Annotated in this window: 25 protein-coding genes, 1 tRNA gene and 1 other RNA gene; 10 read left to right on the forward strand and 17 right to left on the reverse strand. The window is 64.2% G+C overall.

The window, feature by feature from the left end:
• The first annotated feature begins 78 nt into the window (after positions 1-78).
• Positions 79-864, forward strand: coding sequence for a 23S rRNA (guanosine(2251)-2'-O)-methyltransferase RlmB (rlmB, locus tag LY632_RS10540; RefSeq protein ID WP_234091091.1), 786 nt, complete (start codon positions 79-81; stop codon positions 862-864).
• Positions 865-888: 24 nt separating this feature from the next.
• Positions 889-1,914, forward strand: coding sequence for a hypothetical protein (locus tag LY632_RS10545; protein WP_234091092.1), 1,026 nt, complete (start codon positions 889-891; stop codon positions 1,912-1,914).
• 93 nt (positions 1,915-2,007) lie between these two features.
• Here LY632_RS10545 and LY632_RS10550 read toward each other — a convergent pair whose 3' ends face one another.
• The gene (locus LY632_RS10550) at positions 2,008-2,280 is read right to left on the reverse strand and encodes an HU family DNA-binding protein (protein ID WP_234091093.1); all 273 of its coding nucleotides are present in this window, start codon (positions 2,278-2,280) and stop codon (positions 2,008-2,010) included.
• Between the two features lie 160 nt (positions 2,281-2,440).
• The gene (gene lon / locus LY632_RS10555) at positions 2,441-4,837 is read right to left on the reverse strand and encodes an endopeptidase La (RefSeq protein WP_234091094.1); all 2,397 of its coding nucleotides are present in this window, start codon (positions 4,835-4,837) and stop codon (positions 2,441-2,443) included.
• Between the two features lie 203 nt (positions 4,838-5,040).
• On the opposite strand from lon, the gene LY632_RS10560 reads away from it, so the two are divergent.
• Positions 5,041-5,277, forward strand: a complete 237-nt coding sequence (locus tag LY632_RS10560; protein WP_234091095.1) for a hypothetical protein — start codon at positions 5,041-5,043, stop codon at positions 5,275-5,277.
• On the opposite strand, the gene LY632_RS10565 is transcribed toward LY632_RS10560, so the two are convergent.
• From LY632_RS10565 to LY632_RS10595, 7 genes are all read right to left on the reverse strand, one after another.
• A complete protein-coding gene (locus LY632_RS10565) occupies positions 5,274-5,615 on the reverse strand; it encodes a YbaB/EbfC family nucleoid-associated protein (RefSeq protein WP_234091096.1) in 342 nt (113 codons plus the stop codon). The two genes, LY632_RS10560 and LY632_RS10565, sit on opposite strands and share 4 nt — an antisense overlap.
• Positions 5,612-7,393 carry a DNA polymerase III subunit gamma/tau gene (locus tag LY632_RS10570; protein ID WP_234091097.1) on the reverse strand — a complete coding sequence of 594 codons (1,782 nt, stop codon included), beginning with the start codon at positions 7,391-7,393 and terminating at the stop codon, positions 5,612-5,614. The genes LY632_RS10565 and LY632_RS10570 overlap by 4 nt, the downstream gene beginning before the upstream one ends.
• Before the next feature lie 93 nt (positions 7,394-7,486).
• Positions 7,487-7,581: signal recognition particle sRNA small type (ffs, locus tag LY632_RS10575), an RNA gene on the reverse strand.
• A gap of 34 nt (positions 7,582-7,615) precedes the next feature.
• Entirely contained in the window at positions 7,616-7,894 is a 279-nt protein-coding gene (locus tag LY632_RS10580; protein WP_234091098.1) for an ETC complex I subunit, read from the reverse strand.
• A 14-nt stretch (positions 7,895-7,908) separates the two neighbouring features.
• Positions 7,909-10,338 carry an ATP-dependent helicase HrpB gene (gene hrpB, locus LY632_RS10585; protein WP_234091099.1) on the reverse strand — a complete coding sequence of 810 codons (2,430 nt, stop codon included), beginning with the start codon at positions 10,336-10,338 and terminating at the stop codon, positions 7,909-7,911.
• Positions 10,339-10,357: 19 nt separating this feature from the next.
• Complete coding sequence (locus LY632_RS10590) at positions 10,358-11,374, reverse strand: aldo/keto reductase (protein ID WP_234091100.1); 1,017 nt, start codon at positions 11,372-11,374, stop codon at positions 10,358-10,360.
• A gap of 24 nt (positions 11,375-11,398) precedes the next feature.
• Positions 11,399-12,421, reverse strand: coding sequence for a polyprenyl synthetase family protein (locus tag LY632_RS10595; RefSeq protein WP_234091101.1), 1,023 nt, complete (start codon positions 12,419-12,421; stop codon positions 11,399-11,401).
• A 91-nt stretch (positions 12,422-12,512) separates the two neighbouring features.
• Between LY632_RS10595 and LY632_RS10600 the strand changes: the two genes are divergently transcribed.
• Positions 12,513-12,812 (forward strand): chorismate mutase, encoded by a 300-nt coding sequence (locus tag LY632_RS10600; protein ID WP_234091102.1) that lies wholly within the window; start codon positions 12,513-12,515, stop codon positions 12,810-12,812.
• A 153-nt stretch (positions 12,813-12,965) separates the two neighbouring features.
• Here the strand turns inward: LY632_RS10600 and LY632_RS10605 are convergent, their stop codons facing one another.
• The 4 genes from LY632_RS10605 to LY632_RS10620 all read right to left on the reverse strand — a co-directional run bounded on the left by LY632_RS10605 (position 12,966) and on the right by LY632_RS10620 (position 16,271).
• Positions 12,966-14,285: an ATP-binding protein gene (locus LY632_RS10605; RefSeq protein WP_234091103.1), complete on the reverse strand. Its 1,320-nt coding sequence runs from the start codon at positions 14,283-14,285 to the stop codon at positions 12,966-12,968.
• Positions 14,286-14,388: 103 nt separating this feature from the next.
• Positions 14,389-15,066 carry a response regulator transcription factor gene (locus LY632_RS10610; protein ID WP_234091104.1) on the reverse strand — a complete coding sequence of 226 codons (678 nt, stop codon included), beginning with the start codon at positions 15,064-15,066 and terminating at the stop codon, positions 14,389-14,391.
• A gap of 94 nt (positions 15,067-15,160) precedes the next feature.
• Positions 15,161-15,457, reverse strand: coding sequence for a PepSY domain-containing protein (locus LY632_RS10615; protein WP_234093223.1), 297 nt, complete (start codon positions 15,455-15,457; stop codon positions 15,161-15,163).
• Between the two features lie 79 nt (positions 15,458-15,536).
• A complete protein-coding gene (locus LY632_RS10620; protein WP_234091105.1) occupies positions 15,537-16,271 on the reverse strand; it encodes an SIMPL domain-containing protein in 735 nt (244 codons plus the stop codon).
• A 124-nt stretch (positions 16,272-16,395) separates the two neighbouring features.
• On the opposite strand from LY632_RS10620, the gene LY632_RS10625 reads away from it, so the two are divergent.
• From LY632_RS10625 to LY632_RS10635, 3 genes are read left to right on the forward strand one after another with little or no spacing between them, the layout of a single operon-like run.
• Complete coding sequence (locus LY632_RS10625) at positions 16,396-17,961, forward strand: amidohydrolase family protein (protein ID WP_234091106.1); 1,566 nt, start codon at positions 16,396-16,398, stop codon at positions 17,959-17,961.
• 50 nt (positions 17,962-18,011) lie between these two features.
• A complete protein-coding gene (locus LY632_RS10630) occupies positions 18,012-19,844 on the forward strand; it encodes an ABC-F family ATP-binding cassette domain-containing protein (protein WP_234091107.1) in 1,833 nt (610 codons plus the stop codon).
• 44 nt (positions 19,845-19,888) lie between these two features.
• On the forward strand, positions 19,889-20,413 hold the full coding sequence (locus tag LY632_RS10635; RefSeq protein ID WP_234093224.1) for a uracil-DNA glycosylase family protein: 525 nt from the start codon (positions 19,889-19,891) through the stop codon (positions 20,411-20,413).
• Between the two features lie 51 nt (positions 20,414-20,464).
• On the opposite strand, the gene LY632_RS10640 is transcribed toward LY632_RS10635, so the two are convergent.
• A complete protein-coding gene (locus tag LY632_RS10640; protein ID WP_234091108.1) occupies positions 20,465-20,938 on the reverse strand; it encodes a DUF6456 domain-containing protein in 474 nt (157 codons plus the stop codon).
• 95 nt (positions 20,939-21,033) lie between these two features.
• On the opposite strand from LY632_RS10640, the gene LY632_RS10645 reads away from it, so the two are divergent.
• Both LY632_RS10645 and LY632_RS10650 read left to right on the forward strand, forming a co-directional pair.
• Positions 21,034-21,618: a helix-turn-helix domain-containing protein gene (locus LY632_RS10645; RefSeq protein WP_234091109.1), complete on the forward strand. Its 585-nt coding sequence runs from the start codon at positions 21,034-21,036 to the stop codon at positions 21,616-21,618.
• Positions 21,615-22,796 (forward strand): glycosyltransferase, encoded by a 1,182-nt coding sequence (locus LY632_RS10650; protein WP_234091110.1) that lies wholly within the window; start codon positions 21,615-21,617, stop codon positions 22,794-22,796. The genes LY632_RS10645 and LY632_RS10650 overlap by 4 nt, the downstream gene beginning before the upstream one ends.
• On the opposite strand, the gene secF is transcribed toward LY632_RS10650, so the two are convergent.
• Genes secF through yajC form a run of 3 tightly spaced genes read right to left on the reverse strand, consistent with a single transcriptional unit; the run spans position 22,797 to position 25,714 of the window.
• Entirely contained in the window at positions 22,797-23,777 is a 981-nt protein-coding gene (gene secF / locus LY632_RS10655) for a protein translocase subunit SecF (protein ID WP_234091111.1), read from the reverse strand. It abuts the gene before it with no gap.
• 11 nt (positions 23,778-23,788) lie between these two features.
• On the reverse strand, positions 23,789-25,378 hold the full coding sequence (secD, locus tag LY632_RS10660; RefSeq protein WP_234091112.1) for a protein translocase subunit SecD: 1,590 nt from the start codon (positions 25,376-25,378) through the stop codon (positions 23,789-23,791).
• 15 nt (positions 25,379-25,393) lie between these two features.
• Positions 25,394-25,714: a preprotein translocase subunit YajC gene (gene yajC / locus LY632_RS10665; protein ID WP_234091113.1), complete on the reverse strand. Its 321-nt coding sequence runs from the start codon at positions 25,712-25,714 to the stop codon at positions 25,394-25,396.
• Positions 25,715-25,927: 213 nt separating this feature from the next.
• Between yajC and LY632_RS10670 the strand changes: the two genes are divergently transcribed.
• Positions 25,928-26,004 (forward strand) — tRNA-Pro (locus LY632_RS10670).
• The last annotated feature ends 84 nt before the right edge of the window (positions 26,005-26,088 follow it).

The following is a 26,088-nucleotide window of genomic DNA, read 5'->3' on the forward strand; positions in this document are numbered from 1 at the left end:
CTTTGGCGAAGCGGCGCTTGCCTGTCAATGGGGCGACTGGCAGGGCGGCACAAAGAATCGCAAGGCAGGAAAGTTTGAATGGCAAAGGGTGAACGCAAGAAGGCCATACGCGGGCGCGCCGGGCGGATGCAGGGCGGACGCGGCAGCGGGCGGCATTCGCCCAACACCGTGCGCCTGTGGGGTCGCCACGCGGTGGAAGCCGCGCTGATGAACCCTGCCCGCTCGCACCGCAAGCTGTGGGCAACCCGCGAAGGGATCGAGTCGCTCGATGGCGAACTGCCAGCCGATTTCCCGGTCGAGTATGCCGATGTGGCCGACCTTGCCCGCCTCGTCGCACGCGACGCGCCGCACCAGGGGCTGGTCCTAGAATGCGAACCGCTCGATGATGTCCACCTCGAGGACGTAATCGATGACGGTCGCCCGGTGGTGATCCTCGACCAGGTGACGGACCCTCACAATGTCGGTGCCATCCTCCGCTCGGCCGCCGCATTCGATGCTGCTGCCATTGTCACGCAGGATCGCCATGCCCCGCCGGAATCCGGCGTCGTCGCTAAGTCAGCCTCTGGTGCGCTGGAACGCGTGCCATGGGTCCGCGTCGTCAACCTCGCCCGCACGCTGGAGGCGCTGGCCGAGCGCGGCTACTGGCGGATCGGCCTCACCGGCCATGCCGAGGCCACCTTGGCAGAAGCCCTTCCCGCAGGACGGGTCGCACTCGTGCTGGGTGCCGAGGGCGAGGGCATGCGTCACAACATCGAAGCGCATTGCGACGCCCTCGCCCGCCTGCCGATCAGTAACGCAATCGAAAGCCTCAACGTGTCCAATGCTGCCGCGATTGCACTTTACGCAGTCTCGACGCGCGATTAGCCTCACGCGGCATCAGGGGAGCACATGATGATTTCGAAGAAAATGAGCGCTGTCGCCATGCTTGGAGCGGCGGCGCTGATACTGACAGGGTGCATGCTCGCTCCTGGCAAGTTCACCTCCGAACTGGAACTGCAACGCGACGGGCGTTTCACCTATCGCTACGATGGCGAAATCTATCTCCTGGCCATGAGCCAGCTGGCAAAAGCAAGTCAGCGTTTTGGCGATGAGGAGAACGAGTTCATTGCCCAGCCCTGCTACGATGAGAGCTGGGAAGGCGAAGATAAGGTGGAACCGCCCGCCGATGAAGCTCCAGCTGCCGAACTTTTCGCCGTGCCGATGGCCGCCTATATCCCCGCCGAACCGGTCATCATTGCGCCCGATGTCGCTGAAGAAGCGGTCGAAGACTACGAGGATGGCTACACCTTCACCGAGCGCGAATGCACCGAGGAAGAGCTGGCCGAGCAGCGCGCCGACTATGACGAGCGGATGGAGCTCAGGAAGAAGCAGGCCGAGCAGCAGGCACAGATGATGAATCTGTTCTTCGGCGGTCTGGACCCGTCCGACCCTGAATCCGCCGACGAGCTGGTCAAGCGGCTGAAGCGCCAGCGCGGCTGGAAGAGCGTCGAGCACCTCGGCAATGGGAAGTTCCAGGTCAGCTTCGAACTGACTGGCACCATGGGCCACGACTTTGTCTTCCCGACCTTCGAACGCTTCCCGATGAACAACTTCCTGCTCACGGCTGCCGTGCGCGAACCGGGCACCATCCGGATCGACGCTCCCGGGTTCGCTGTCCAGGGCGCCGAAGGTCCGATGGGCGGCATGATGTCGGGTATGCTCGGCGTAATGCAGATCTTCGGGGACGAGAAGGACAAGGCCGGGCTGGAGGATCTGCCCGAGCTCGATGGCACCTTTGCCATCATTACCAATGGCCGCATCATGGCCAACAACACCGACGAGGGCCCGGCGGACGTCGATGGGATGCAGCGGCTCGAATGGACCATCAACCCGCGCACACGCACCGCGCCGATGGCCCTGATCGCCCTCGACTGATCCGGTCGGGCAACCACCTAGGAAAAACCCCGCCAACCGTGATGGTTGGCGGGGTTTTTGCTACCCGGCAAACTGCCCGGCAAGACGGTTGGTCTAGTTCACGGAATCCTTGAGCACCTTGCCAGCCTTGAACTTGGGCTGGTTGGAAGCCTTGATCGGCATCGGTTCGCCGGTGCGCGGGTTGCGGCCCATCGAAGCCTTCCGCTTGGCAACCGAGAAAGTGCCGAAACCGACCAGCCGCACTTCGTCACCGTTCGACAGGGCCTTGGTGATGGAATCAAACACGCCCTCTACGGCGCTCGAGGCATCGCTCTTGGAAAGGCCGCTGGCGTCAGCGACGGCGCTGATCAGGTCATTCTTGTTCATGGATGGAAACCCCCTCGGTCGAATTTCGTCACGGGCGTGAATCGCCTCGTTCAAGACTTTCTATTTCACAAGTTTTTGCGTGGGCTGTCTAGGGACTTCTCAGCCAAAATTACCCCGTTCGCCGCAAATCGGCGAACGGGGCTTGGTATCGCCACCGGGATCAGTGTGCCGTAGGGGAAGACGTGCCCCCGACTTCACTCGCCGCCGGCTGGCTGGCGAGATCGTCGGCTTCGCTCCATTCGATCGCTTCCGGCGGCTGCACCAGCGCCAGCTCCAGCACCTGGTCGACATGCGCAACAGGCACAATCTCCAACCCTTCCTTGATGTTGGCTGGAAGCTCGGCGAGGTCCTTCACATTCTCTTCCGGGATCAGCACGGTCTTGATCCCGCCGCGCAAGGCGGCAAGCAGCTTCTCCTTGAGGCCACCAATCGCCAACACGCGGCCGCGCAACGTGACTTCGCCGGTCATCGCCACATCGGGCCGCACCGCGATCCCCGTCAGCGTCGAGACGATCGAAGTGACCATGCCGATCCCCGCACTCGGCCCATCCTTGGGCACCGCACCTTCAGGCAGGTGAATGTGGACGTTCTTGCGCTGGAACAGGTTCGGCTTGATGCCATATGCAGGCGCGCGCGCCTTGACGAAGCTGAAGGCCGCCGCGACGCTTTCGTTCATCACCTGACCGAGCTTGCCGGTGGTTTTGATTTCGCCCTTGCCCGGCGTTGTCACGCTTTCGATGGTAAGCAGTTCGCCCCCGACCGAGGTCCAGGCGAGGCCTGTCACCGCGCCGACCTGCGCCTCAAGCTCGCTGACGCCATGCTTGAACTTTCGCACCCCGGCAAATTCGGCGAGGTTTTCGGGCGTGATGGTGACGCTCTCAACCTGCTTCTCCAGGATCTTGCGCAAGCTCTTGCGCGCCAGCCGGGCGATTTCGCGCTCCAGCGTGCGGACGCCTGCCTCACGGGTGTAGTAACGGATCAGGTCACGCAGACCGTCCTCGGTCAGCTCGAACTCGCCTTCCTTCAGCCCATGCGCCTTGACCTGCTTGTCGATCAGGTGACGCTGGGCGATCTCGACCTTTTCGTCCTCGGTGTAGCCTTCCAGCCGGATGATCTCCATCCGGTCGAGCAACGGCTGCGGCAGGTTGAGACTGTTGGCGGTGCAGACGAACATCACGTCCGACAGGTCGATGTCGAGCTCGAGATAGTGGTCCTGGAACTTGGCGTTCTGTTCCGGGTCGAGCACTTCGAGCAATGCCGATGCCGGATCGCCGCGGAAGTCCTGGCCGAGCTTGTCGATCTCGTCGAGCAGGAACAGCGGGTTGCTGGTCCCGGCCTTCTTGAGGTTGGTGACGATCTTGCCCGGCAGCGAGCCGATGTAGGTCCGCCGGTGTCCGCGAATCTCGGCCTCGTCACGCACGCCACCGAGCGACTGGCGGATGAACTCGCGCCCGGTCGCCTTGGCGATCGACTTGCCGAGCGAGGTCTTGCCCACGCCCGGAGGGCCGACGAGGCACAGGATCGGACCCTTGAGCTTGTTGGTCCGCGCCTGCACCGCGAGATACTCGACGATGCGGTCCTTGACCTTCTCCAGCGCATAGTGATCGGCGTCGAGCACTTCCTGCGCCCTGGCGATATCTTTCTTGAGGCGGCTCTTCTTGCCCCACGGCAGGCCGAGCAGCACGTCGAGATAGTTGCGGATCACGGTCGCCTCGGCGCTCATCGGCTGCATGCTGCGCAGCTTCTTGAGTTCGCTGGCGGCCTTGACCCGGGCTTCCTTGGAAAGCTTGGTCTTCTCGATCTTCTCGGCCAGTTCGGCGAGCTCGTCGCCGTCTTCACCGTCAGCACCACCCAGCTCGGACTGGATCGCCTTGAGCTGTTCGTTGAGGTAATATTCGCGCTGGGTCTTCTCCATCTGCCGCTTCACGCGGCCACGGATCTTCTTTTCGACCTGTAGCACCGACAGTTCGCCATCCATGTAGGACAAGACCATTTCCAGCCGCTTGCGAGGGTCTGTCTCGGCCAGCAGCGCCTGCTTTTCGGTCACCTTGACGCTGATCGCCGCGGCGATGGCATCGGCCAACTGGCCGGCATCGTCGATTTCCTGAAGATCGTCGGTCGCGCCTTCGCCCAGCCGCTTGTTGAGCTTGGCATAATCGGCAAACTGGTCGAGCACCGAGCGCATCAGGGCAGTGATCTCGTTGCCGGAAACGCTTTCCGGGGCCAGCGGCTCGACCTCGGCGATCACAAGCTCGCCTTCGGCACGCAATTTCTCCAGCCGTGCGCGGCGCGCACCCTCGACCAGCACGCGCACGGTACCGTCGGGCAATTTGAGCATCTGCAGGACCTGCGCAATCACGCCGACATCATGCAGGTCGGCGCGCTCCGGATCGTCCGTGCCGGGATCGAGCTGGGCCAGCAGGAAGATGTCCTTGTTGCCTTCCATGGCCGCTTCCAGCGCCGCAACCGATTTGTCGCGTCCGACGAACAGCGGCACCACCATGCCGGGGAACACGACAATGTCGCGCAGGGGAAGGAGAGGAAAAAGCTGGGTCATAATCTATCCGTTCTCGGCCAAAGCCGTCTTGGAACGAATATGGGGACCGGCTCACGCTCCCGCAATGGCCCCGCCGTGCAGAGCTGTGAACATGCAGGTCAAGGAATTACGCCACTGGGCGCAGCGTTCGGCCTCTCCGTCGCAATGTTCGGGCCAATGTCTTTTTTGTGCAATTGCGAGATGTAAATTGGTCACGGCAGGACATGGGCGCCGGCAATTTGGTGCCGCTGTCGATGGCGACTGCATGGAGTCAGGTCATGCTCGAAAGTTTGCGTTGCGGCCTTTCCGGCCACAAGGTCAACAGGCGCCGCGTCTGGAACGACGGCACCCATTTCCGCACCAATTGCGACCGCTGCGCGACCCCGCTGATCCGCGACCTTAAGGGCTGGCGCCCGGTCGAGGCATCGGACCACGCGGTGGAAGAAACGACCATCGCCTAGCCCATGCCGGGCAGGTTGAAGCCCGGCGGCAAGCCGATCCCGCTCTGGATTTTCTGCATTTCCTCGGCCGAAGCGCGGTCGGCCTTGCCTCGCGCATCGTTGAAGGCAGCAGCGACGAGGTCTTCCACCATCTGCTTCTCTTCCGGTTTCATCAGGCTTTCGTCGATAGTCACACCGAGGATGCGGCCCTTCGCGGTGCACCGGACTGTGACCAGCCCGCCACCGGCCACGCCTTCGACTTCAATTGCGTCGAGCCTGACCTGGGCATCGTTCATCTGGGTCTGGATCGTCTCGGCGGCCTTCTGGGCGGCGGCGATCATTTCTTCCATCGACTTCATGCGCTCTTGCTCCATTGCGGACGGGGGTTGCCCGCTTCGTCTTCATTGATGATTTCGGCACCGGGGAACGCGCCGCGCACCGCCTGCACCATGGGATGGCCTTCCAACCGCGCCTGCATTTCAGCGGCCTGCGCCTCGGCCCGCTCGACCAGGCTTGGCGCCGCATCGGGATCGTTGCGCTGTTCGAGCTGCCAGCGCCGCCCGGTCGCTGCAAGGAGGGCATCGCGCAGCTGCGGGACGATATCCTCGCGGAACTGCTGGTCGCGGGCATAGACCAGCCTGCCCGGCGCACATTCGATGACGCGCAACTGCAGCCGCATGATGCTGGCGACGAGGGCATGACCGGCACTCTCGACCTGCGCCACCAGCGCTCCGAATTCGAGATTGCCAGTGGCAATGGGCTCTTCAGCAGGCGGAGCGGCTGACGTTGCCGCCTGAGCCGCGCCGGGCGGATTGGCGGCCAGGCCTTCGAGCTTCTTCGCCAGCCTACCAGGATCAGGCAGCTCGGCCGCATGCAACAACCTCAGCAGCCCCATTTGCGCCGACACCAGCGGATCGGGCGCAGACTTCACCTCGTCATAGGCCTTGAGCAGCAATTGCCACAGGCGGTGCAACTGCCCGGCAGAAAGCCGCCCGGCCCAATCGGTCAGCGCATTGCGCTCTTCCTCGCTCACGGCACCCGGCAGGTCTGCACCCAGCTGGGCGAGCGTGATGCGGTGGACGATTTCCATCTGCGACCGCAACAATGCCAGCGGTTCGACCCCGAGCGAGTACTGGTCCGCGATCGCCGCCAGCAAGGCCTTGGCATCGCCATCGAGGATCGTACCGAGAAGTCGGCGCTGCGCCCCCTTGTCGGCGAGGCCGAGCATGTCGCGCACACGCTCGGCGGTAACCTTGCCCTCTGCATCGAGATCGGCGTGGGCAATGGCCTGGTCGAGGATGGACAGCCCGTCGCGGACAGAACCTTCGGCCGCGGATGCCACCATCGCCAGCGCCTCTGGTTCTGCCTCGACCCCTTCCTCGCTGCATACCCAGCCGAAGTGCTGCTGCAGCAACTCCGCCGGGATGCGCCGCAGGTCGAACCGCTGGGTGCGGCTGAGCACCGTCACCGGCAGCTTGTCGACTTCGGTGGTGGCGAAGAGGAACTTCACATGCGCCGGTGGCTCCTCAAGTGTCTTGAGCAAGGCATTGAAAGCATTGCGCGACAGCATGTGGACTTCGTCGATGATGTAAATCTTGTACCGCGCCGAAACGGCGGCATAGCGCACCGCTTCGATGATCTCGCGCACGTCGTCGACGCCGGTGTGGCTGGCGGCGTCCATCTCGATAACGTCGATATGCCGCCCCTCGGCAATCGCCGTGCACGGCTCGCACTGCCCGCACGGATCGATGGTCGGGCCGCCCAGCCCGTCCGGACCGATGCAGTTAAGCGCTTTGGCGATCAGCCGCGCGGTCGAAGTCTTGCCGACCCCGCGCACCCCCGTCATCAGGAAGGCATGGGCCAGCCGGTCCCGCGCAATCGCATTGGCGAGCGTGCGGACCATCGGCTCCTGCCCGATCAATTGGCTGAATGTCTGCGGACGATATTTGCGGGCGAGGACGCGGTAAGGCTGGTTGACGATGGATGCTGCCGATGGAGGCGGTGGAGCCGCTACCGGGGCCGGATCGCCGAACATGGAATTCTGCCCGGCAGCCTCAAGCTCGGCCGCGCTCGGGGCCAGGGCTTCCTCATCCTCTTCCCACGGCGGAGTGTCAGTGCTGTCCGGTGAATCACCCATGCAAGGCTAGGTAGGCGCTCAAGCGCGCAATGTCATGCCGATGGATGTGGGAAATTGAGGGTTGCGAAGAAGGATCGGGCTGCCACCGCCCAAAACATAGGAGCCGGCCGACCCGTCGCAATCCACCTGGGCTGCTTCCTTCCGGACCTGACCCGGTGAGCGAACGCAAACGTCCGACCGACTCCCGGCGCGCGATATGGCGACGACCGGGAGAAAAATCAATCAGCGAAAATTGTCGGCGTAAGCCTGGAACTTCATTGCTTTGGGCGGCGTCATATGGACGCGGGCGGGAATGCCGTATTTCCCGGCATAGGCCTTGGCCGCATCCTTGGTCGGGAAAGTCAGCACCACCTGCGCCTGCGTATCGCCGCTGCCGGTCCAGCCCATCAGCGGATCGGGCTTGCGCGCCTCGCTCTGCTCGAACTCGAGCACCCATTCATCGGTCCGGGCCTTGCCCGATTGCATCGCGCTCTTCGGGCGCTGGTAGATACGTGCAGCCATGGCGGTGCCCTAATTCACGAATCGCCGCGTGAAAAGGCGTTCTTGGTCTTGAGGCTGGGCTTTTCCGCCCATGGCTGGTCGGGCCAGCGGTGCTTGGGATAGCGGCCCTTGCCAGCCTTCTGCACATCACGCCAAGAACCGCGCCAGAAGCCGGGCAGGTCGCGGGTGGCCTGCATCGGCTTGCCGCCGGGATCGGTCAGCTTGAGGAGCAAGGGCGTGGTGCCGATCATCGGCTGCCGGTCGAGCCCGAACAGAGCCTGCACGCGAACCTCGACGCTCGGTGCATCGTCCCCGGCATAGTCGATGGTGTGGGTTGTCCCGGCAGGCGAGGTGAAATGGCGCGGGGCGACACTGTCGAGCCGCTGGCGCTCGTTCCAGTCGAGCTGGCCAAGGATCGCTTCGACCACCCTGCCCCGGTCGAGATCGAGCGAGCGCTTGCCCTCGAGCAAGGGGGCGAGCCAGAGTGCTGCGGTCTCCTTCAGACCATCGACTGACAGCCCGGGAATACCCGCGAAACGCCCGCGCGCCAGCAGGTCGGCAGGAACATGTTCCCCCAACCTCTCGACACATTTATCCACAAGCAAGTCCACAACTGCCTGCGGGTTGGGCGACGGGTCTGGCCCGCTGCTCAGGACGATTTGCCCGAGCCGCCGCTCGCGGCGGGCCTCGACGCGCTTTTCTGCGGTATTCCAGCGCAGTATCGTCGATTGCTCGATCTTGTCGGCGAGGCCTGTCTCGATTTCGACGGGCGACAATTCCGCAGCCGCGGTGATCCGTGCTCCTTTGGCCTGCCCCTGCGCGTCCGCAATCACCAGCCATTCGGCCCGCGCCAACGAAGATGCCGGGTCGAGCTTGTAACCCCTCCCCCCCGCGGAAAGCCAATCCTCGCCCGAGGCATCGCGCCGCTTCGCCACCATGTCGGGCATGGCGAGAGCGAGGTGGAGGGCCGGTTCGCCCTGCGGCAAGGCAAGAGTCCCAACCAACTGCTCGGCCTTGCGCGCCCAGCGCTCTGCAAGCTTGCGGCTGGCCTCGGCCCGCGGCGAGCGGTCGGCGTTCCACCGATTCAACCGCGCCAGCAGATCCTCGCTCCGGCCACCCAACCCGCGCTCCTGGACCAGCAGCGCCAGCCGCGCGACTGGTTCGGCCTGACCTGCCTCCGCCCCCGAAAGCACCGCAGCCGCGAGGCCGGGGTCGAGCGGGAGGGCGGCAATCTTCCGTCCAAGCTCGGTAATCCGGCCTTCGGCATCCACCGCCGCCATAGACTGCAAGCGCGCCTTCGCGGCTGCCAGCGAAGCCTCCCGCGGCGTATCGAGCCACGCCAGCGAGCGCGGGTCCTGCGTACCCCATTGCGCCAGCGCCAGCAGCAGCGGCGCGAGATCCGAGGTGACGATTTCCGGCGGATCGAACTCGGCCCTCCCCGCGTGGCCGCCTTCTTCCCACAAGCGATAGGCGACACCGGGTCCCTGCCGAGCCGCGCGGCCAGCGCGCTGGGTGGCGGAGGCCTGGCTGGCGCGGCGGGTGACAAGATGGGTGGTGCCTGCCGCCCGGTCATACTCGGCGCGGCGCGTCAGGCCGCTATCCACCACCACCGATACGCCGTCGAGCGTTAGCGAGGTCTCCGCAATCGCGGTCGCGAGCACGATGCGCCGCCGCCCTTCACAGTCGCGGCGGATTGCGAGGCGCTGACCCTGTGGCTCGACCTGCCCGTGAAGCGGCAGGATCGGCACCTGCGGCAAGCGTGCCTCCAGCCGCTCGCGCACGCGCTCGATCTCGCGCACGCCGGGGAGGAATGCGAGGATATCGCCCTTCTCGCCTCGCCATGCCGCCAACACCGCCTCGGCGACATGATCCTCGACCGGCACCGCAGGATTGCTGCCGAACCATTCGATCCGCAGCGGATAGCTCTTGCCCTCACTCTCGATGACCGGGGTGCCATCGCCCAGCAGCCGGGCGAAACGCGTCCCGTCGATGGTGGCAGACATCACCACCAGCCGCAGGTCTTCGCGCAGCACCTGCTGGCTCTCGATGGCGAGCGCCAAGCCCAGGTCACTGTCGAGATGCCGCTCATGCGCCTCGTCGAACAGCACGGCGGAGATCCCCGCCAACTCCGGGTCCTCGACGATACGATTGACGAAGATCGCCTCGGTCATGACGAGAACGCGGGTCCGCGCCGAGGCCTTGCTGTCGAGCCGTGTGAGATAACCCACGGTCTCGCCCGATTTCTCGCCCAGCATTTCCGCCATCCGCTCGGCAGCGGCACGGGCGGCAACACGGCGCGGGCTGAGCAGGATGATCTGCCCTTCGCACCACGCCTCTTCCAGCAGGGCCGGAGCCACCGCCGTGGTCTTGCCCGCACCGGGAGGCGCGATCAGGACAGCGCCGCACGCATCGCGCAGCGCTTCCCGCAATTCGGGCAGGACGGCCAAGACGGGCAGATCGGTCACGCCGCGTCCAATAGCGGTTTCACCCCATCGGGTAAGGGATTTCCTTGGTGACCTTGTGGATCGCCTTCATCGTATCGGGACCGAGCTCCAGATCGGCCGCTGCGAGGATCGGGGCAAGCTGGTCGAAGCTCGACACTCCGACGATGGTCGAAGCGACGAAATCGTGCTGTTTCGACCAGGCAACTGCCATGGTCACCGGATCGAGGCCGGCCTCCGCCGCGATGGCCATGAAGCGCTCGGTCGACGCCAGCGAGCGTTCGTTGACGAAGCGCTGCCCCATCGCCGCCTGGCGCCCTTCCATCCCGAGATAGCGGCTGAAACGCGCGCCCTCGGGTCGCGCGCCGCCCTGGTATTTGCCCGACAGCACCCCGCCCGCAATCGGCGAATAGGGGATCAGGCTGACCCCTTCCTTGCGGCAGACCTGCGCCAGCTCGTCCTCGAACCGGCGGTTGTTCATGCTGAAATTGTTCTGGATCGTCTGGTAGCGCGCGACGCCCAGCCGCTCCGACGCGGCGAGGGACTTCATCAGGCCCCAGCTGGTCTCGTTCGAGCAGCCGGAGATGCGGATCTTGCCCTCGCGCACCAGCTCGTCGAGCACTTCCATCGTCTCTTCATAGGGGGTGTCGTGGTCGGGCCAGTGGGTCTGGTAGAGGTCGATATAATCGGTCTGCAGCCGCGTGAGGCTTTCCTCGATCGCGGTGCGGATGTTGCGTCGGTCGAGCGCGGTCATGCCCGAACGCTTGGGGCTGCGGAACCAGACATGGCTGGGTCCGCTGACCTTGGTCGCAAGGATGATGGCATCGCGCGGCTTGGTCTTGAGCCAGCGTCCGACAATGTCTTCGGTCCGGCCAACCCATTTCGCGTCAGGCGGCACGGGATAGCCCTCCGCGGTGTCGTAGAAATCGATCCCGGCATCGAAGCAGGCGTCAAGGACGCGGAAGGCCTCGGCTTCGTCGGTCTGACTGCCGAAGGTCATAGTCCCCATGCAGATATCGGACACGACGATGGCCGACCGACCCAGACGCTTGTGCTGCACGTGCTTCTCCAGATTTGGGTTGTGTCAGTAGCCCCGCGCGACCGCGAACATGGCGGCTTCGGCCATGGCCTGACGCGCCTTGCCGTCCGGGAAGATCGATATCGCATCGATCGCCCGCTGCGCGAAATGGCGCGCACGGGCCCGCGTATCCTCGACCGCATTGTGCCGCCCGATCAGGGCGATGGCATGTGCCAGGTCCTGGTCCGACGAGCGATGCCCCATGATCGCAGCCTTCCAGAAGCTGCGCTCTTCCTCGCTGCCCCGCGCATAGGCGAGGATCACCGGCAGGGTCATCTTGCCTTCACGGAAGTCGTCGCCCTGGTCCTTGCCCATCTGCGCCGCATCGGAATCGTAGTCGATGGCGTCATCGACCAGTTGGAAGGCCACGCCGAGATTGCGGCCATAGTCGTCAAGCGCCCGCTCCTGCCGGTCGTCACATTCGGCAACCACAGCCGCGATCCGGCTGGCGGCAGCAAACAATGCCGCAGTCTTGGCCCCGATGATTTCGAGATAGCGATCCTCGCTGGTCTCGATCTTGCGCTGGGCACTGAGCTGCGCGACCTCGCCTTCGGCAATCACGGCGCTGGCGTTGGAGAGGATCTTCAGGACCTTGAGGCTGCCGTCCTCGGTCATCAGTTCGAACGCGCGGCTGAACAGGAAATCGCCCACCAGCACGGTTGCCGGATTGCCATAGATGATATTGGCCGCTGCCTTGCCCCGGCGCATTTCGGAGCCGTCGACAACATCATCATGCAACAGTGTCGCGGTGTGAATGAACTCGACCGCGGCGGCGAGCTTGTGATGCCGCGTGCCCTGATAGCCGACCAGCTCCGCGCCGGCGAGCGTCAGCATCGGCCGCAACCGCTTGCCGCCGCCAGAGATGAGGTGACCCGCCAGTGCCGGGATCAGCGGGATTTCGCTTTGCATGCGGTCGAGGATGACGCTGTTGACCGAGTTCATCCCCGATGCCGTCAATTGCAGCATCGGTTCGAGGGTTGGTGCAGGCTCTTCGTCCCGCCGCTTCAAAGGGATAATATCGGCGCTCATAGCAGCTATCCCTTGGCCCCCGCCCAACCGCTTGGCAAGACGGCATTTGGTGCTAGCCTTTGCGTTCTTTGCGAGCGGGACAGAAACTGACGTGACCGACAATTCGAATGAAGACCCGGTACTGGCGGGCTATCGCCGCTCGATCGACAATATCGACGCGGCGCTGATCCATATGCTGGCAGAACGGTTCCGTATTACCCAGGCCGTGGGGGCCTACAAGGCGACCGCAGCCCTGCCTCCGGCCGATCCCGACCGGGAGAAGCGCCAGGTTGCACGCCTTCGCAAACTTGCCGAAGAGGCGCATCTCGATCCCGAATTCTCGGAGAAGTTCCTGCGCTTCATCATTGACGAGGTGATCCGCCACCACGAGCGGGCGCGCAACGGAAGCTAGCGCCGAGCCGGGTGTCGATAAACCATTTTCCTACACCGGTCGCGGACTGTAAAGTTCGCGGTGGTTTGTTGAAATCGTTAGTCGCAAATTCCCGTACCCGTCCCATTGCACTGTTGGGTTTTGGTGTGGACTTTGAGTGAACTTTCGGGTTGCCTATTGCACCCCATAACGCGGCAGGATCAGGCGCACGAGCAATCCGCCAAGGTCTTCGCTTTCGTCGAGTTCGACTGTGCCGCCATAGATTTCCGCTACATCGCGCACGATGGCGAGCCCTAATCCCGTTCCGGGCTTGCCCGTATCGAGCCGCGCCCCGCGATCGAAGATGCGCTCGCGCTCCTTCTCGGGAATGCCCATCCCGTCATCCTCGATCCAGATGACGCATTGGGGCGCCTCCGGCTTGGTATCGATCGTTACGAACACACTTCCACCGCCATATTTGGCAGCGTTCTCGATCAGATTGCCGAGAATTTCGTCGAGGTCTTGCCGTTCGATACCCACGACGGCATCCTTGTTGCCGTCAAGGTCGAAGCGGGTATCGCCATATATCCGCGTGACCGCGCGCAGCACCGATTCCGCGCTTGGCCAGACCTCCGCCCGGGCGAGACCGGTCGAACGACGACCCACAGCCCGGGCCCGGGCCAGGTGGTGCTCGACATGGCGCTGCATCGTCTTGGTCTCGCGGAACACCAGTTCAGCCAGCTTGGGATCCTTGGCGGTCGCGGCATTGGTCAGCACCGTCAGCGGTGTCTTTAGCGCATGGGCAAGGTTGCCGGCATGGGTGCGGGCCTCTTCTGCCTGGCGCTCCGAATGTTCCAGCAAGGAGTTGAGTTCCTCGACCAGCGGCTGGACTTCCAGCGGAAGGGGATCGGTTACACGGTTCCTGCCAGTCGTCCGGATGCGCTGGATCGCCAGCCGGACCCGCCGCAGCGGACGCAGGCCATAGTAGCTCTGCAGCGCGGCCAGCATCAGCAGGCCCAGCGCCAGCACTACGAAGCTCCAGAACAGAATCGACTGGATGCGCCTGATCTGGGCGTCGAGCTCGCCGCGCGCCGATGCAACCGTGAAAGTCCAGCGGACATCGCTGCCGGGCAGGATCACGGTCCGCTCGACCACCCGCAGCGGTTCATCGGCGAACTGGTTGCTGTTGTAGAAATGCGGCTCGTCGTCGATATGGTCGCCCTGCACCGCCAGGCTGCGGTCCCACAGGCTCCGACTGGGGAACGACTCCCTCCCTTCGCCGCTGATCTGCCAATAGACGCCACTGTTCGGTTCAAGAAAGCGCTGGTCGCCCAACGGGCGATAAAGCTGCACGTCGCCCCAGTTGTCGATCTCTGCCGAGGAAAGCAGCGCGGTCTGCACATACTCCAGCTGTTCGTCGAAATTCCGCTCGACGAGGTTGGTCAGCGTCCGGTTTAGCGCGATGCCGCCACCCAGCAGCAGGACGAAGATCCACGCCGCCGAAATCAGCATCATGCGGCGCGAAAGGCTTCCCGTATGGGGTACCTGTTGCTCCTCGGCACCCGGCCGCGCAGGTTCCTCGGCCTGCGCCGAAGGACCTCCCGCCGGTCCTGCCTGATCAGGCGCGGGGGACGTCGGCGGGGTCGTCGAGGCTGTAACCGAGGCCACGGATCGTCGTTATCACATCGGCACCCAGCTTCTTGCGGATGCGCGTTACAAAGACCTCGATCGTGTTCGAATCGCGGTCGAAATCCTGATCGTAGATATGCTCGATCAGTTCGGTCCGGCTGACCACCTTGCCCTTGTGGTGCATGAGATAGCTCAGCAGCTTGTATTCCTGTGCCGTCAGCTTGACCGGCTCGCCGCCCAGCGAAACGCGGCCCGAACGGGTGTCCAGCCGGACATCGCCGGCGGTCAGCTCGCTGGAGGTATTGCCCGAGGCGCGACGGATGAGGGCGCGCAGGCGGGCGATCAGCTCTTCGGTCTGGAACGGCTTGGCAAGGTAGTCATCCGCACCAGCGTCGAGACCGGCGACCTTGTCGCTCCAGCTGTCGCGCGCGGTCAGGACCAGCACCGGGAAAGTCCGGCCTTCCTTGCGCCACATGCCCAAGACGGTCAGGCCATCGATCTCCGGCAGGCCGAGATCGAGAATTACCGCGTCATAGTCCTCGGTCGAGCCCATGAAATGGCCGTCTTCGCCATCGGTCGACAGATCGACCGCATAGCCATTCTGTTCCAGCGTGTTCTTGAGCTGCTGGCCGAGGGTCGGTTCGTCCTCGACAATCAGGATGCGCATGGTGTTCAGGTCCCCTGAAGTTCTTAGGCGAAGCGTATTGGCGGCAAAGGCGTTCCCGCGTCAACATGAACAGGAACGCTACACCCGGTTACCGCTAGCCCGTTCGGCGCAGGACCCTGCCGGTGCGGGCATCGACATCGACGAACATCACCCGCCCGTTCTTGATGAACTTGAGACGATAGGCCATCGCCGCCGAGTCATAGGCAGGGCCGAGATATTCGGCATCGCCCATGGTCGGCAGCACGCGCCGCTCGATCTCGCGCAGCGACAACACATTGCCGGCGCGCATCTCCTTGCGCGCCGCACCTTGCGGATTGTCTTGCGCCTGCGCTGCGGCAGGAACGGCAAGGCCGGTACTTGCCACGGCAATTGCGATAAGGACCTGCTTCATCATGCCACCATGCCTAACCCCGATGCATTGAACAACCGGTGAATATGAACGGCGCGCGGTGTTCAGGCGGTGCTGGCGCCTAGCGCACCATCTCGTAGGTCAGCTGGATGCTCACCCCGGTTTCGACCATACCCGGCTCGATCGGAGCAACATCGGCGGCCGCCTCGGCAACGGCCTTGTAGGCCGTCCCGCGATCCATCGGCGCGGCCTCGACCATGATGTTCTCGCTCACCTGTAGCAGGCGGACATCGGCATAGCCCGCCGCCCGGGCGTACTCCTTCGCCTGTGCGAGACCGCGGGCCATCGCGCGCTTGCGGGCTTCGGCCTTGGCCGCAGTATCGTCGGAGATCGAGAAGTTCGGCCCGTAGACATTGGTCGCTCCGGCCGAAACCAGTGCATCGAGCACTTCGCCGGTCCGCTTGATGTCGCGCAGATTGATGCTGATCTGGTTGCTGGCCTGGTAGCCGCGGAACACCGCCCGACCGCTTTGTCCGTCGTAGTCGTACTGCGGGTTGAGGCTGATCCGTGCGGTCTGGATGTCGCGCGGCTCGATGCCCAGTTTCTTCACCAGATCGACAACGCGCTGCATCTCGGCCGAGTTCTGGCGCAGCGCCTCCGAAGCTGTCGGCGCGGTGGTTTCTACCCCGGCCGAGATCGTCGCGACGTCGGGCTCGACCTTGACCTGCTCGTAGACGCCAAGCTCGATCACGGGATTTGTCGCAGCGATGTTGACCTGCGCCGCCTGCGCAGGGGCCAGCGGCAAGGTAGCGGCACCAAGGGCCAGAACTGCGGGAGCAAGAGTGCGAATGGTCATGACAATATCTCCTTTGCGTTGGCGCTTTCCGCTTGTCACGGTGAAGCGCGGATGAACTGCAGCATCGCGCTTCCACTTGCCATTCCAGCGGGCTAGGCCATGTGGATCTAAAAGGGGAGTTGGCATGCGTTTGTTCCGAACCGTTTTGATGGCGCTCGCTGCACTGTGGGCCGCGCCGCTGCTTGCGCAAGGAATGGAACGGGTGCCGGATCGCCCCGGCGGCGAAGGCGAAGGGCCGTACGCGACGCTGCTGATCAAGGGCGCGAACCTGATCGACGGTACGGGCGCGCCACCGGAGGGGCCGGTCGACATCCTCGTCCAGGGTAATACCATCGCCCGCATTGCCCGCGGCGGGAGCAATATGACGGCGGATCGGGTCATAGACGCCAGCGGAATGTGGGTGCTGCCCGGCTTCGTCGACGTACATGGCCACAATGGCGATCCGGACAAGGCCCCGCAGCCTTCCTACGGCTTCAAGCTGTGGCTGGCCCATGGGGTGACGACCGTCCGCGGTGTCGGCTTCGGCTGGGGCTCGAACGATCCCTCGATCGACCTCAAGCGCCGTAGCGAGGCCAACACCATCACCGCCCCGCGCCTGTTCGCTTATGCCGTTCCGGGCGATGTCTGGCCCAATGGCAATGTCACGACGCCCGAACAGGGCCGCGCCTGGGCGCGCTGGGCCAAGGCCAATGGCTACGACGGGATCAAGTTCTTCAACAGCGAGGACGCGGCCACGCTCGCAGCCATCCTCGACGAAGCGGAGAAGATCGGCCTCGGCAGCGTGGCTCACCTCGGCCAGCGCGGTTCGGGACAGATCAACGCGCGCAAGGCGATCGAACTGGGCCTCGACGGCGTGACCCACTTCTACGGCCATTTCGAAAGCCTGCTCGATGGCCGACAGGTCCCCGACTACCCGCCCGACTACAACTACCTCGACGAGCAATCGCGCTTCGCCACTGTCGCGCGGCTTGAGGCTCAGGCCGTGGAGCCGGGCAGCACGAAATGGAACGAATATGTCGATTTCCTGGTGAAAAGCGGCGTGACGCTGAATCCCACGTTCAACATCTACTCTGCCAGCCGCGACGTGATGCGGGCGCGTACGCTTGAGTGGCACGACAGGTACACGCTGCCTTCGCTGATGGCCTTCTACGAGCCCAGCCTGACCAACCACGGCAGCTACTATCACGACTGGTCGAGTGAGGACGAGGCGGCGTGGAAGCGGTTCTACGCCAAGTGGTTCGCCCTGATGCGCGACTTCAAGGACAAGGGCGGCGTCATCACCGCGGGGTCCGATCCCGGCTACATCTACCAGACCTGGGGCTTCGCCTACATCGCAGAGCTGGAAATGCTGCGCGAGGCGGGTCTCACACCGATGGAAGTGATCCAGGCCGCGACCCTCAACGGCGCGCGCGAGATCTATCGCTCCAAGGGCACCGAGCCGCCGTTCGGCAGCATTCGCGAAGGCAAGCTGGCCGACATGGTGATTGTGCCTGGCAATCCGCTGGAGAACCTCAAGGTGCTCTACGGCACCGGGCACAAGCGGCTCGACCGCGAGAGCAATACGATCGAAGTGGTCGGTGGGGTGCGCTGGACGATCAAGGACGGCATCGTCTACGACGCGCCCAAGCTGCTCGAGGATGTCGCCCGCATGGTCGAGGAGCAGAAAGCGGCAAAAGCTGAGCAGCCATAACACCCTCTCCCCTTGCGGAGAGAAGCCCCCTCCCCTAGCTGACGCCGCCTATGGCACAGCCACCGATCTTGAGCTGGGAGGGACTCGGCCTGCAACAGGGCGGGCGCTGGCTGCTGGGCGGGCCGGAGCGCGAGGATATCGACCTCCACATCGGGCCGCGGGACCGGCTGGCGCTGATCGGCCGCAACGGCGCGGGCAAGACCACGTTGTTCCGGCTGATCGACAACCGCATCGAGGCCGACCGCGGCCTGCGCAAAGTCAAGCCGGGCCTACGAATCGTGGTGCTGGAGCAGGACCCGCAAGTCACCGGCCATGCCACGCTGATGGACTGGGCGCTCGACGGCGAGAACGCTCCCGAGCGGCACGAAGTCGAAGCCATCGCCGGTCAGCTCGGGATCGACATGACCACCGCCGCCAAGGGTGCCAGCGGGGGCGAGCGCCGCCGCGCCGCCATCGCCCGGGCGCTGGCGCAGGACCCTGACCTGTTGCTGATGGACGAGCCGACCAACCATCTGGACCTCAGCGCCATCGAATGGCTCGAAGGCTGGCTCGATCGCTATAAGGGGGCATTCGTGGTCATCAGCCACGACCGCACCTTCCTCAAGCGGCTGACGCGGGCGACGCTGTGGCTCGACCGCGGCATTATCCGGCGCAAGGAGGTCGGCTTCGGCGGCTATGAGGCCTGGGAAGAGCAGGTCTATGCCGAGGAAGCCCGCGCGGCCGAAAAGATGGACGCCAAGCTGAAGCTGGAAGCCCACTGGCTCGAACGCGGCGTGACCGCCCGGCGCAAGCGCAACCAGGGGCGGCTCGAAGCGCTGTGGAAGATGCGGGCGCAGCGCGCGGCGATGATCGACACTTCGGGCACCGCCAAGCTCAAGCTGGAGGTCGAGCAGGACTTCAAGTCGAAGTCGGTCATCGTCGCCGAGGGCATCTCCAAGGCCTACGGCGACCGTACCGTGATCAAGCCGTTCAGCCTGCGTATCCAGCGGGGTGACCGGATCGGCATCGTCGGTTCCAACGGTGCGGGCAAGACCACGCTGCTCAAGATGCTGACTGGCGAACTCGCTCCCGATACCGGCAAGGTCGATATCGCCAGGACACTCAGCGGAGTGATGATCGACCAGCAGCGTAGCCTGATGGAGCCTGACCGCACCGTCCGCCAGGTGCTGGCCGAAGGCGGCGACTGGATCGATGTGCGCGGCATTCGCAAGCATGTGCAGGGCTATCTCAAAGAGTTCCTGTTCGATCCCAAGATCGTCGACACCAAGGTCGGGATCCTGTCGGGCGGCGAGCGCAGCCGCCTGCTGCTGGCGCGCGAATTTGCCCGCAAATCCAACCTGCTGGTGCTGGACGAGCCGACCAACGATCTTGACCTCGAAACGCTCGACCTGCTGCAGGAGGTGATCGCCGACTATGATGGCACGGTGTTGATCGTCAGCCACGACCGCGACTTCCTCGACCGGACAGTGACGCTGACGCTTGGCCTCGACGGCAGCGGCAAGGTCGACATAGTGGCGGGCGGCTACGAGGACTGGGAAGCCAAGCGCACCAAGCGCGTCGTCAAAAAGGACCCACCCCCAGCCCCTCCCGCAAGCGGGAGGGGAGCGAGACTTGCCGAGCTGCAAGGCGAGGCTAGTCGTAGCGGGGTGGGCAAGCCCAAACTCTCCTACAAAGACCAGCGCGACTACGAGATCCTGCCGGCGAGGATCGAGGAACTGGAAGCCGCCATCGCCAAAGGCGAAGCGATCCTGTCCGATCCCGATCTCTACACCGCCGATCCGCAGAAGTTCGCCAATATCTCCAAGGGCATAGAGAACGCCCGCGCCGAAAAGGAAGCGGCCGAGGAGCGTTGGCTCGAACTTGCCGAACTGGTCGAAGGGTGACCCTGCACGAGGAGATTGCCGCCTGTCGCACATGCGCCGCAGTGCTGACGCACGCACTGCGGCCGGTGGTACAGTTCTCGCCTTCCGCCAGCGTGCTGATCATCGGGCAGGCCCCCGGGTCGGCGGTCCACAACAGCGGCATCCCGTGGGACGATCCGAGCGGCGACCGGCTGCGCGAATGGACCGGCCTGACCAAGGTCGAGATGTACGATCCGGGCCGGGTGGCCTTGGTGCCGATGGGGTTCTGCTACCCCGGCAAGGGCAAGAGCGGCGATCTCCCGCCGCGCCCTGAATGCGCCCGCCAATGGCACGACCGGGTGCTCGCTGTGCTGCCGTCCGACCGGCTGACCCTGCTGGTCGGGAGCTATGCCCAGGCCCATTACCTGCCGAACCATCGCAAGCTGGGGCTGGCCGAGCGGGTCCGGCGCTTCGCGGAGTTCCTGCCGCACTGCTTCCCGCTTCCGCATCCCTCGTGGCGCAGCACCCTGTTCATGCGCGCGAACCCTTGGTTCGAGGAACAGGTCATCCCGGCCCTTCGCCGCGAAGTGCAGCGGCGGCTGGGTGCTTGAAGAACAGGGCATGTCACACGTGTCACACTGTCCTGAGGCAAGAACCGGGCCTCATCCGATCCGGTAGAATTCCGCCACCCGGTCGAGCGCGATCCGCAGTACCAGCTTGCCGGAGCGCGCGGGCCATTGCAGGCCTTTCTCCGCATCGGGCAGGCTCTCGCCCGCACAGACCACGCGCCAGAGGATTTCCGACAAGCCACGCCCCGCCTCGGCGATGGCGCCGTGGAAGCGGTCCTTGGCCGCAATCTGGCGTTCGGTGGGATTGAGGCCGGCATCCGCCCCGCCCTTGATCCGAACCGGGTCCCACCGCATCGTCACGCTGGGAGCCAGTTGGGCCCGCTCGTAGTCGGCGCGCAGTCGCTCGCCTGCGTCAAATAGCCGGTCATCCAGATGGCCGCGAGCATGCAGCCATGCGATAGGGCTCTCGGCGAGGTTGACCGTAACCGTGCGCCGCCTGCCTTTGGCGCCGCTACCCCGCAGCGGACCTTCTTCGGTCAGTTCGCGTTCGACGAGTTGGCGCTGCATGGCGGATCTCCTGTGCTGGATTGGGCCACAGGGCTTGCCAAGAAGCGGTTATTGTAGGAAAGTATTTTTACCAATTCGGTTACAGGACGCGTCCCATGATCAACCGCATCCGCGATATCCGCCGCGACAAGGGCATGACCCTTGCCGACCTGGCCGAGGCCTGCAATCCGCCGACGACCGCCCAGACCATCGGCCGGCTCGAAACGGGCATGCGCAACCTCTCGCTAAAGTGGATGGACCGAATTGCTGCCGCGCTGGGGGTCGATCCGGAAATGCTGGTCCGTTCCGAAGCCAATGAGCAGGCGCAGGTTGTCGCGACCCTCGGCGCGGACGGGCCTGAAGCCATCGCCAAGCCGCGCGACGCCCTGCTCCCGACAGAGCTCGGCGGCGCCATTGAAAGCGGGGGCCCTCTGCTGGTTCTCACGGTCGAGGCCGCAACCGGCCCCTACGTGCCCGGCGACCAACTCTGGCTGCGACAGATCGCGCCAGAAGATGCGGCCCGAGCCATCAACCGCGATGTGCTGGTGCCGCGCAAGGGTGGTCGCTTCGCCTTCGGCAGGCTGATCGACCGGCAGGGCAAGCTCGTCGGCCTGCTTCCGCCCGGCACCGGTCAGAAGCAGCAGGTGGTGGATGATCCGGCCTGGATCGGCGTTGCGGAAATGCTGGTGCGCAGCTTGTGAAACGCGTCCTCTGCATCTCCACCCTCTACCCCAACCCGGCCAAACCGCGTCTCGGGACCTTTGTCGCGCGTTCGCTCGAGGCGCTGGCGGCGATGGGGGATTGGGATGTCACCGTGATCAACCCCATTGGCGTGCCGCCCATTGTCTTCGGGCCTTACCGCGAAGCTGCCGCCTCGGCGGTGGATGGCGAGGAGCACGGGGTGCATGTCCATCGCCCGACATTTACGTTGATTCCGAAGGTCGGAGGACGGCTCAATCCCGGGGCGATTGTCCGCGCGGTTTTGCCGCTCGCGAGGCGGCTCCACGCTCACAAGCCCTTTGACGTGCTCGATGCGCAATTCTTCTATCCCGACGGCCCTGCGCTGGCGAAGATCGCCCGCGAGCTGGGCTTGCCGTTCTCGATCAAGGCACGCGGGGCGGATATCCATCATTGGGGACACCAGCCTTATGCCGGCAAAATGATGCGCGACGCGGCCGCGAAGGCCGCAGGCTTGCTGAGTGTCTGCGAGGCGCTGGCCGAGGACATGGTCGAGATCGGCCTGCCGCGGGAAAAGATCACCATTCACTACACCGGGCTGGACCGCGACAGGTTCCGTCCGCTGCAAAGCCCAAACCTGCGCCCGCGACTGGCGCAGGAACTTGGCATCCCGCTGCGCCATGATGACAAGCTGCTGGTGACGGTCGGCGCACTGATTCCGCGCAAGGGGCAGGAATTGGTCCTTCGCGCGCTCCCGCAGCTGCCCGACACGCGGCTGTTGCTGGTCGGCAAGGGCGAGGACGAGGCTCGGCTGGAGGCGCTGGCCGGCGAGTTGGGCATCGCAGAGCGGGTCCACTTTCTCGGCCTGCTCGATCACGACCTCTTGCCTCTCGTGTTGTCCGCCGCCGACGCGATGGTGCTGCCATCCGCCAGCGAAGGTCTTGCCAATGCCTGGGTCGAGGCTCTGGCTTGCGGCACGCCGCTGGTCATCACCGACGCCGGCGGCGCGCGCGAGGTGGTAACAGACCGCGCGGCAGGCCTGATTGTCGAGCGGACGGCGCAGGCAATCACGCACGGGATCGAGAGCCTGCTGAACGATTCCCCCGCGCGTGCAGAAACCGCCGCCATGGCCGAGCGATTCGACTGGAAACTCAACGGCGCGCGACTGGCAAGGTATTACGCCCGCATCGCGCAGCGTTGACTACCCCTCGCCGCGGGCAAGCTTTTCCTGCTTCTCGACTTCGTCCTCGCGGGGCACGAAGCTGTCGCTGGTCACGCCCAGCCAGATCAGGATCGGCGCGGCCATATAGACCGAGCTGTAGGTCCCCACGAACAGCCCCAGCGTGATCGCCGCCGTGAAGCCGAACAGGCTATCTGGCCCGAAGATCAGCAGCGGCACCAGTGCAATCAGCAAGGTAAGTGACGTCATCACCGTGCGCGCCAGCGTTTCGTTGACCGACAGGTCGAGCAATTCGGGCACCGGCATCTTGCGGTACTTCTTCAGGTTTTCGCGGATACGGTCATAAATGACGATGGTGTCGTTGAGCGAGTAGCCGATAATCGCCAGGATCGACGCCACGATGGTCAGGTTGAATTCGAGCTGGAACAGCGCCAGCATCCCCATCGTCAGCGACACGTCATGGACCAGCGCGAACATGGCGCCGACCCCGAATTGCCATTCGAACCGGACCCAGATGTAGATCGAGATTGCGATCATCGCGAACAGCAACGCCTGGAACGCGGTCTGCCGGAATTCGCCCGATACCTTGCCGGAAACCGAATCCACCCCGTCGATGCGCACATTGGGATGATCGGCCTTGAGCGCAGTGGTGATCGCGGTGGTCACCCGATCGGTATAGGCCTTGTCGCCCTCTGCCTCGGGCGGCAGCTTCACCCGGATCGAAACCTCGTTGGGCGCGCCAAAGCGCTGGATCACCGGATCGCCGATCTCCTCGATGCCTCCCACTGTCTCGCGCAGTCCAGCGACATTGGCCTGTGCTTCCCCGACGAAAGTGGCGCGGATTTCCTGACCCCCGGCGAAATCGACGCCGTAGTTGAGCCCCTTGGTCATGACCAGACCCCAGCTCGCCGCCACCAGGATCAGGCTGACGACATAGAACGGGATGCGCCACCGCAGGAAACGGATGTTGGTGTTGTCGGGGACGAGTTTGAGCAGTTTCATCGTCCGCTTCCTTACAAATTGATCTCGGTCGGCCGGGCGCGGCGCAACCAGTTGGCGACCCACAGCCTGGTCATGGTGACGCCGGTGAAGACGCTGGTGAACAGGCCGATGATCAGCACCACGGCGAAGCCGCGCACCGGTCCGGAGCCGAACAGGAACAGCAGCACGCCGGCAATGAAATTGGTTATATTGGCATCATAGATCGCGCGGCTCGCTTCCTTGTAGCCATTTTCGATCGCGGCGATCACCCGCCGCCCGCGTTTGCGTTCCTCGCGGATGCGTTCGTAGATCAGCACATTGGCGTCCACGGCGGCACCGATGGTGAGCACGAAACCAGCGATACCGGGAAGCGTCAGCGTGGTGTTCATGACCGCCATAATGCCCAGGATCATCAGCACGTTGAAGATCAGCGCGGCCGTGGCATAGATGCCGAAGCGGCCATAGGTAATGACCATCAGCACGATCACCAGCAGCGAGCCCACCGCCATCGCGATCATGCCCTTGCGGATCGAGTCCGCCCCCAGGTCCGGCCCCACGGTCCGCTCCTCGACAATGGTGAGGTCCACCGGCAGCGCCCCCGAACGGAGCGAGATCGCCAGCTGGTTGGCGCTTTCGGTGGTGAAGCTGCCGGAGATCTGTGCCTGTCCGCCCAGGATCGGCTCGCGGAAATAGGGTGTGGAGATGACCTGACCGTCAAGGATGATCGCGAACAGCTTGCCCACGTTCTGGGTCGAAAGCTGGGCGAAGCGCTGGCCGCCCTGGGCATCGAACTGGATGCTGACGACCGGCTCGTTGGTCTGCTGGTCGACCGTAGCCTGCGCCCCGATCAGATTGTCACCCTTGATCCCACCCAGGCGGCGGACCGCTACATTGGCTCCCTGGCCATCGGCAAATGGGTAGATTTGGCTGCCCGGCGGAGCGATGCCCTGCTCGACGTCGCTTGGCAGAGCGTTTTCGTCAACCAGTTTGAATTCGAGCTTTGCGGTCTTGCCGATCAGCTCCTTGAGAGCCTCGGGATCTTCCAGACCGGGAACCTGCACCACGATACGGGTGTCACCCTGGCGGATGATGGTCGGCTCGCGCGTTCCCAGCTCGTCGATACGCTTGCGCACGACCTCGGTGGCACTGTCCATGGCATCGGTGACCGCGGTATCGATGGCACCCGCCGAAGGGGTGATGACCATGCGATTGGTGTCGATGACGCTGAGGTCCCACTCGCGCGTCATGCCGGTGCCGTTGAGAATTGGGGTGATCGCTTCACGCGCGCGGTCGATGTCCGCTGGATTGTCGAGCAGGAAGCTTAGCCGCCCCCCGGCAGTCGATACGTCGCCGATACGGATGCGCGGCTCTGCCTGGCGCATCGCGTTGCGGACAGCCTCTTCCATGTTTTCCAGTCGCTGTGCCGCAACCTGGTTCGTTTCGGCTTCGAGCAGGATGTGGCTCCCGCCGGCAAGGTCGAGACCGAGATTGACGGTCGGATTCGGCAGGCTATCGGGCCAGCGGATCGATGTGCCGGACAGGATGGATGGCAGCGCCAGCGCGGACAAGACCAGCGTAAGGCCCCAAAGCCAAACCTGCTTCCAGCGGGGAAATTCGAGCATCTCGGGTTCGCCTTATCAGTCGTTTGCTGCGTCGCCGCCCGGCGGGATCACTTCGCCGATGGTCGCCTTGACCGCCTTGACCCGGACATTCTGGCCCAGTTCGAGATCGACGTAATGTTCGTCCACCTTGACGATCTTCCCGACAAGCCCGCCCGCAGTGACAACCCGGTCGCCCTTCTTGAGGCCGGCGACTTTTTCCTGATGCTCCTTCTGCCGTTTCATCTGCGGTCGGATGATGAGGAACCAGAAGATCAGTGCCATGCCGACGAACGGCAGGATCTGGATCCAGAACGGCGGTGCTGCAGCAGTGGCGGCGGCGGAAAGAAGATCGATCATCGGTGTTGAAACCCTGTCGGAAATTGCGAAGCCCTCGCAGGTTTGAAAACGGCAGGTGGTGTCTCACCCAGCCCTCGCCAAGCCTTCTGGCTCATGATGGCGCGCCGCCTAGCAAGTGTGGTGCATTTGGGCAACGCGAATACGCGAGAATTCAGGGCATGTGAGTGCTTGCCTATACAAACGCGCTTGCCTATAGGGCGCGCCTCCACTGATCGGGAAGTAGCGCAGCCTGGTAGCGCATCACACTGGGGGTGTGGGGGTCGCAGGTTCGAATCCTGTCTTCCCGACCAGTGGAATTCTCCCCCATTGCCGTAACCGCCCCTTCCCATAGCTTGCGATGCAGCTATCCTGCGCATTCTCCTTGCGGGCTGGAA

Origin of the sequence: Erythrobacter sp. SDW2 (assembly GCF_021431965.1) — a bacterium.
Lineage (GTDB): Bacteria > Pseudomonadota > Alphaproteobacteria > Sphingomonadales > Sphingomonadaceae > Parerythrobacter.

What these genes read in the sequence shown, in the direction of transcription:
- rlmB (WP_234091091.1), top strand. Translation starts at nt 79, where the DNA reads ATGGCAAAGGGTGAACGCAAGAAGGCCATACGCGGGCGCGCCGGGCGG.
- LY632_RS10545 (WP_234091092.1), top strand. Translation starts at nt 889, where the DNA reads ATGATGATTTCGAAGAAAATGAGCGCTGTCGCCATGCTTGGAGCGGCG.
- LY632_RS10550 (WP_234091093.1), bottom strand. Translation starts at nt 2,280, where the DNA reads ATGAACAAGAATGACCTGATCAGCGCCGTCGCTGACGCCAGCGGCCTT.
- lon (WP_234091094.1), bottom strand. Translation starts at nt 4,837, where the DNA reads ATGACCCAGCTTTTTCCTCTCCTTCCCCTGCGCGACATTGTCGTGTTC.
- LY632_RS10560 (WP_234091095.1), top strand. Translation starts at nt 5,041, where the DNA reads ATGGGCGCCGGCAATTTGGTGCCGCTGTCGATGGCGACTGCATGGAGT.
- LY632_RS10565 (WP_234091096.1), bottom strand. Translation starts at nt 5,615, where the DNA reads ATGAAGTCGATGGAAGAAATGATCGCCGCCGCCCAGAAGGCCGCCGAG.
- LY632_RS10570 (WP_234091097.1), bottom strand. Translation starts at nt 7,393, where the DNA reads ATGGGTGATTCACCGGACAGCACTGACACTCCGCCGTGGGAAGAGGAT.
- LY632_RS10580 (WP_234091098.1), bottom strand. Translation starts at nt 7,894, where the DNA reads ATGGCTGCACGTATCTACCAGCGCCCGAAGAGCGCGATGCAATCGGGC.
- LY632_RS10595 (WP_234091101.1), bottom strand. Translation starts at nt 12,421, where the DNA reads ATGAGCGCCGATATTATCCCTTTGAAGCGGCGGGACGAAGAGCCTGCA.
- LY632_RS10605 (WP_234091103.1), bottom strand. Translation starts at nt 14,285, where the DNA reads ATGATGCTGATTTCGGCGGCGTGGATCTTCGTCCTGCTGCTGGGTGGC.
- LY632_RS10610 (WP_234091104.1), bottom strand. Translation starts at nt 15,066, where the DNA reads ATGCGCATCCTGATTGTCGAGGACGAACCGACCCTCGGCCAGCAGCTC.
- LY632_RS10615 (WP_234093223.1), bottom strand. Translation starts at nt 15,457, where the DNA reads ATGAAGCAGGTCCTTATCGCAATTGCCGTGGCAAGTACCGGCCTTGCC.
- LY632_RS10620 (WP_234091105.1), bottom strand. Translation starts at nt 16,271, where the DNA reads ATGACCATTCGCACTCTTGCTCCCGCAGTTCTGGCCCTTGGTGCCGCT.
- LY632_RS10625 (WP_234091106.1), top strand. Translation starts at nt 16,396, where the DNA reads ATGCGTTTGTTCCGAACCGTTTTGATGGCGCTCGCTGCACTGTGGGCC.
- LY632_RS10630 (WP_234091107.1), top strand. Translation starts at nt 18,012, where the DNA reads ATGGCACAGCCACCGATCTTGAGCTGGGAGGGACTCGGCCTGCAACAG.
- LY632_RS10640 (WP_234091108.1), bottom strand. Translation starts at nt 20,938, where the DNA reads ATGCAGCGCCAACTCGTCGAACGCGAACTGACCGAAGAAGGTCCGCTG.
- LY632_RS10645 (WP_234091109.1), top strand. Translation starts at nt 21,034, where the DNA reads ATGATCAACCGCATCCGCGATATCCGCCGCGACAAGGGCATGACCCTT.
- secF (WP_234091111.1), bottom strand. Translation starts at nt 23,777, where the DNA reads ATGAAACTGCTCAAACTCGTCCCCGACAACACCAACATCCGTTTCCTG.
- secD (WP_234091112.1), bottom strand. Translation starts at nt 25,378, where the DNA reads ATGCTCGAATTTCCCCGCTGGAAGCAGGTTTGGCTTTGGGGCCTTACG.
- yajC (WP_234091113.1), bottom strand. Translation starts at nt 25,714, where the DNA reads ATGATCGATCTTCTTTCCGCCGCCGCCACTGCTGCAGCACCGCCGTTC.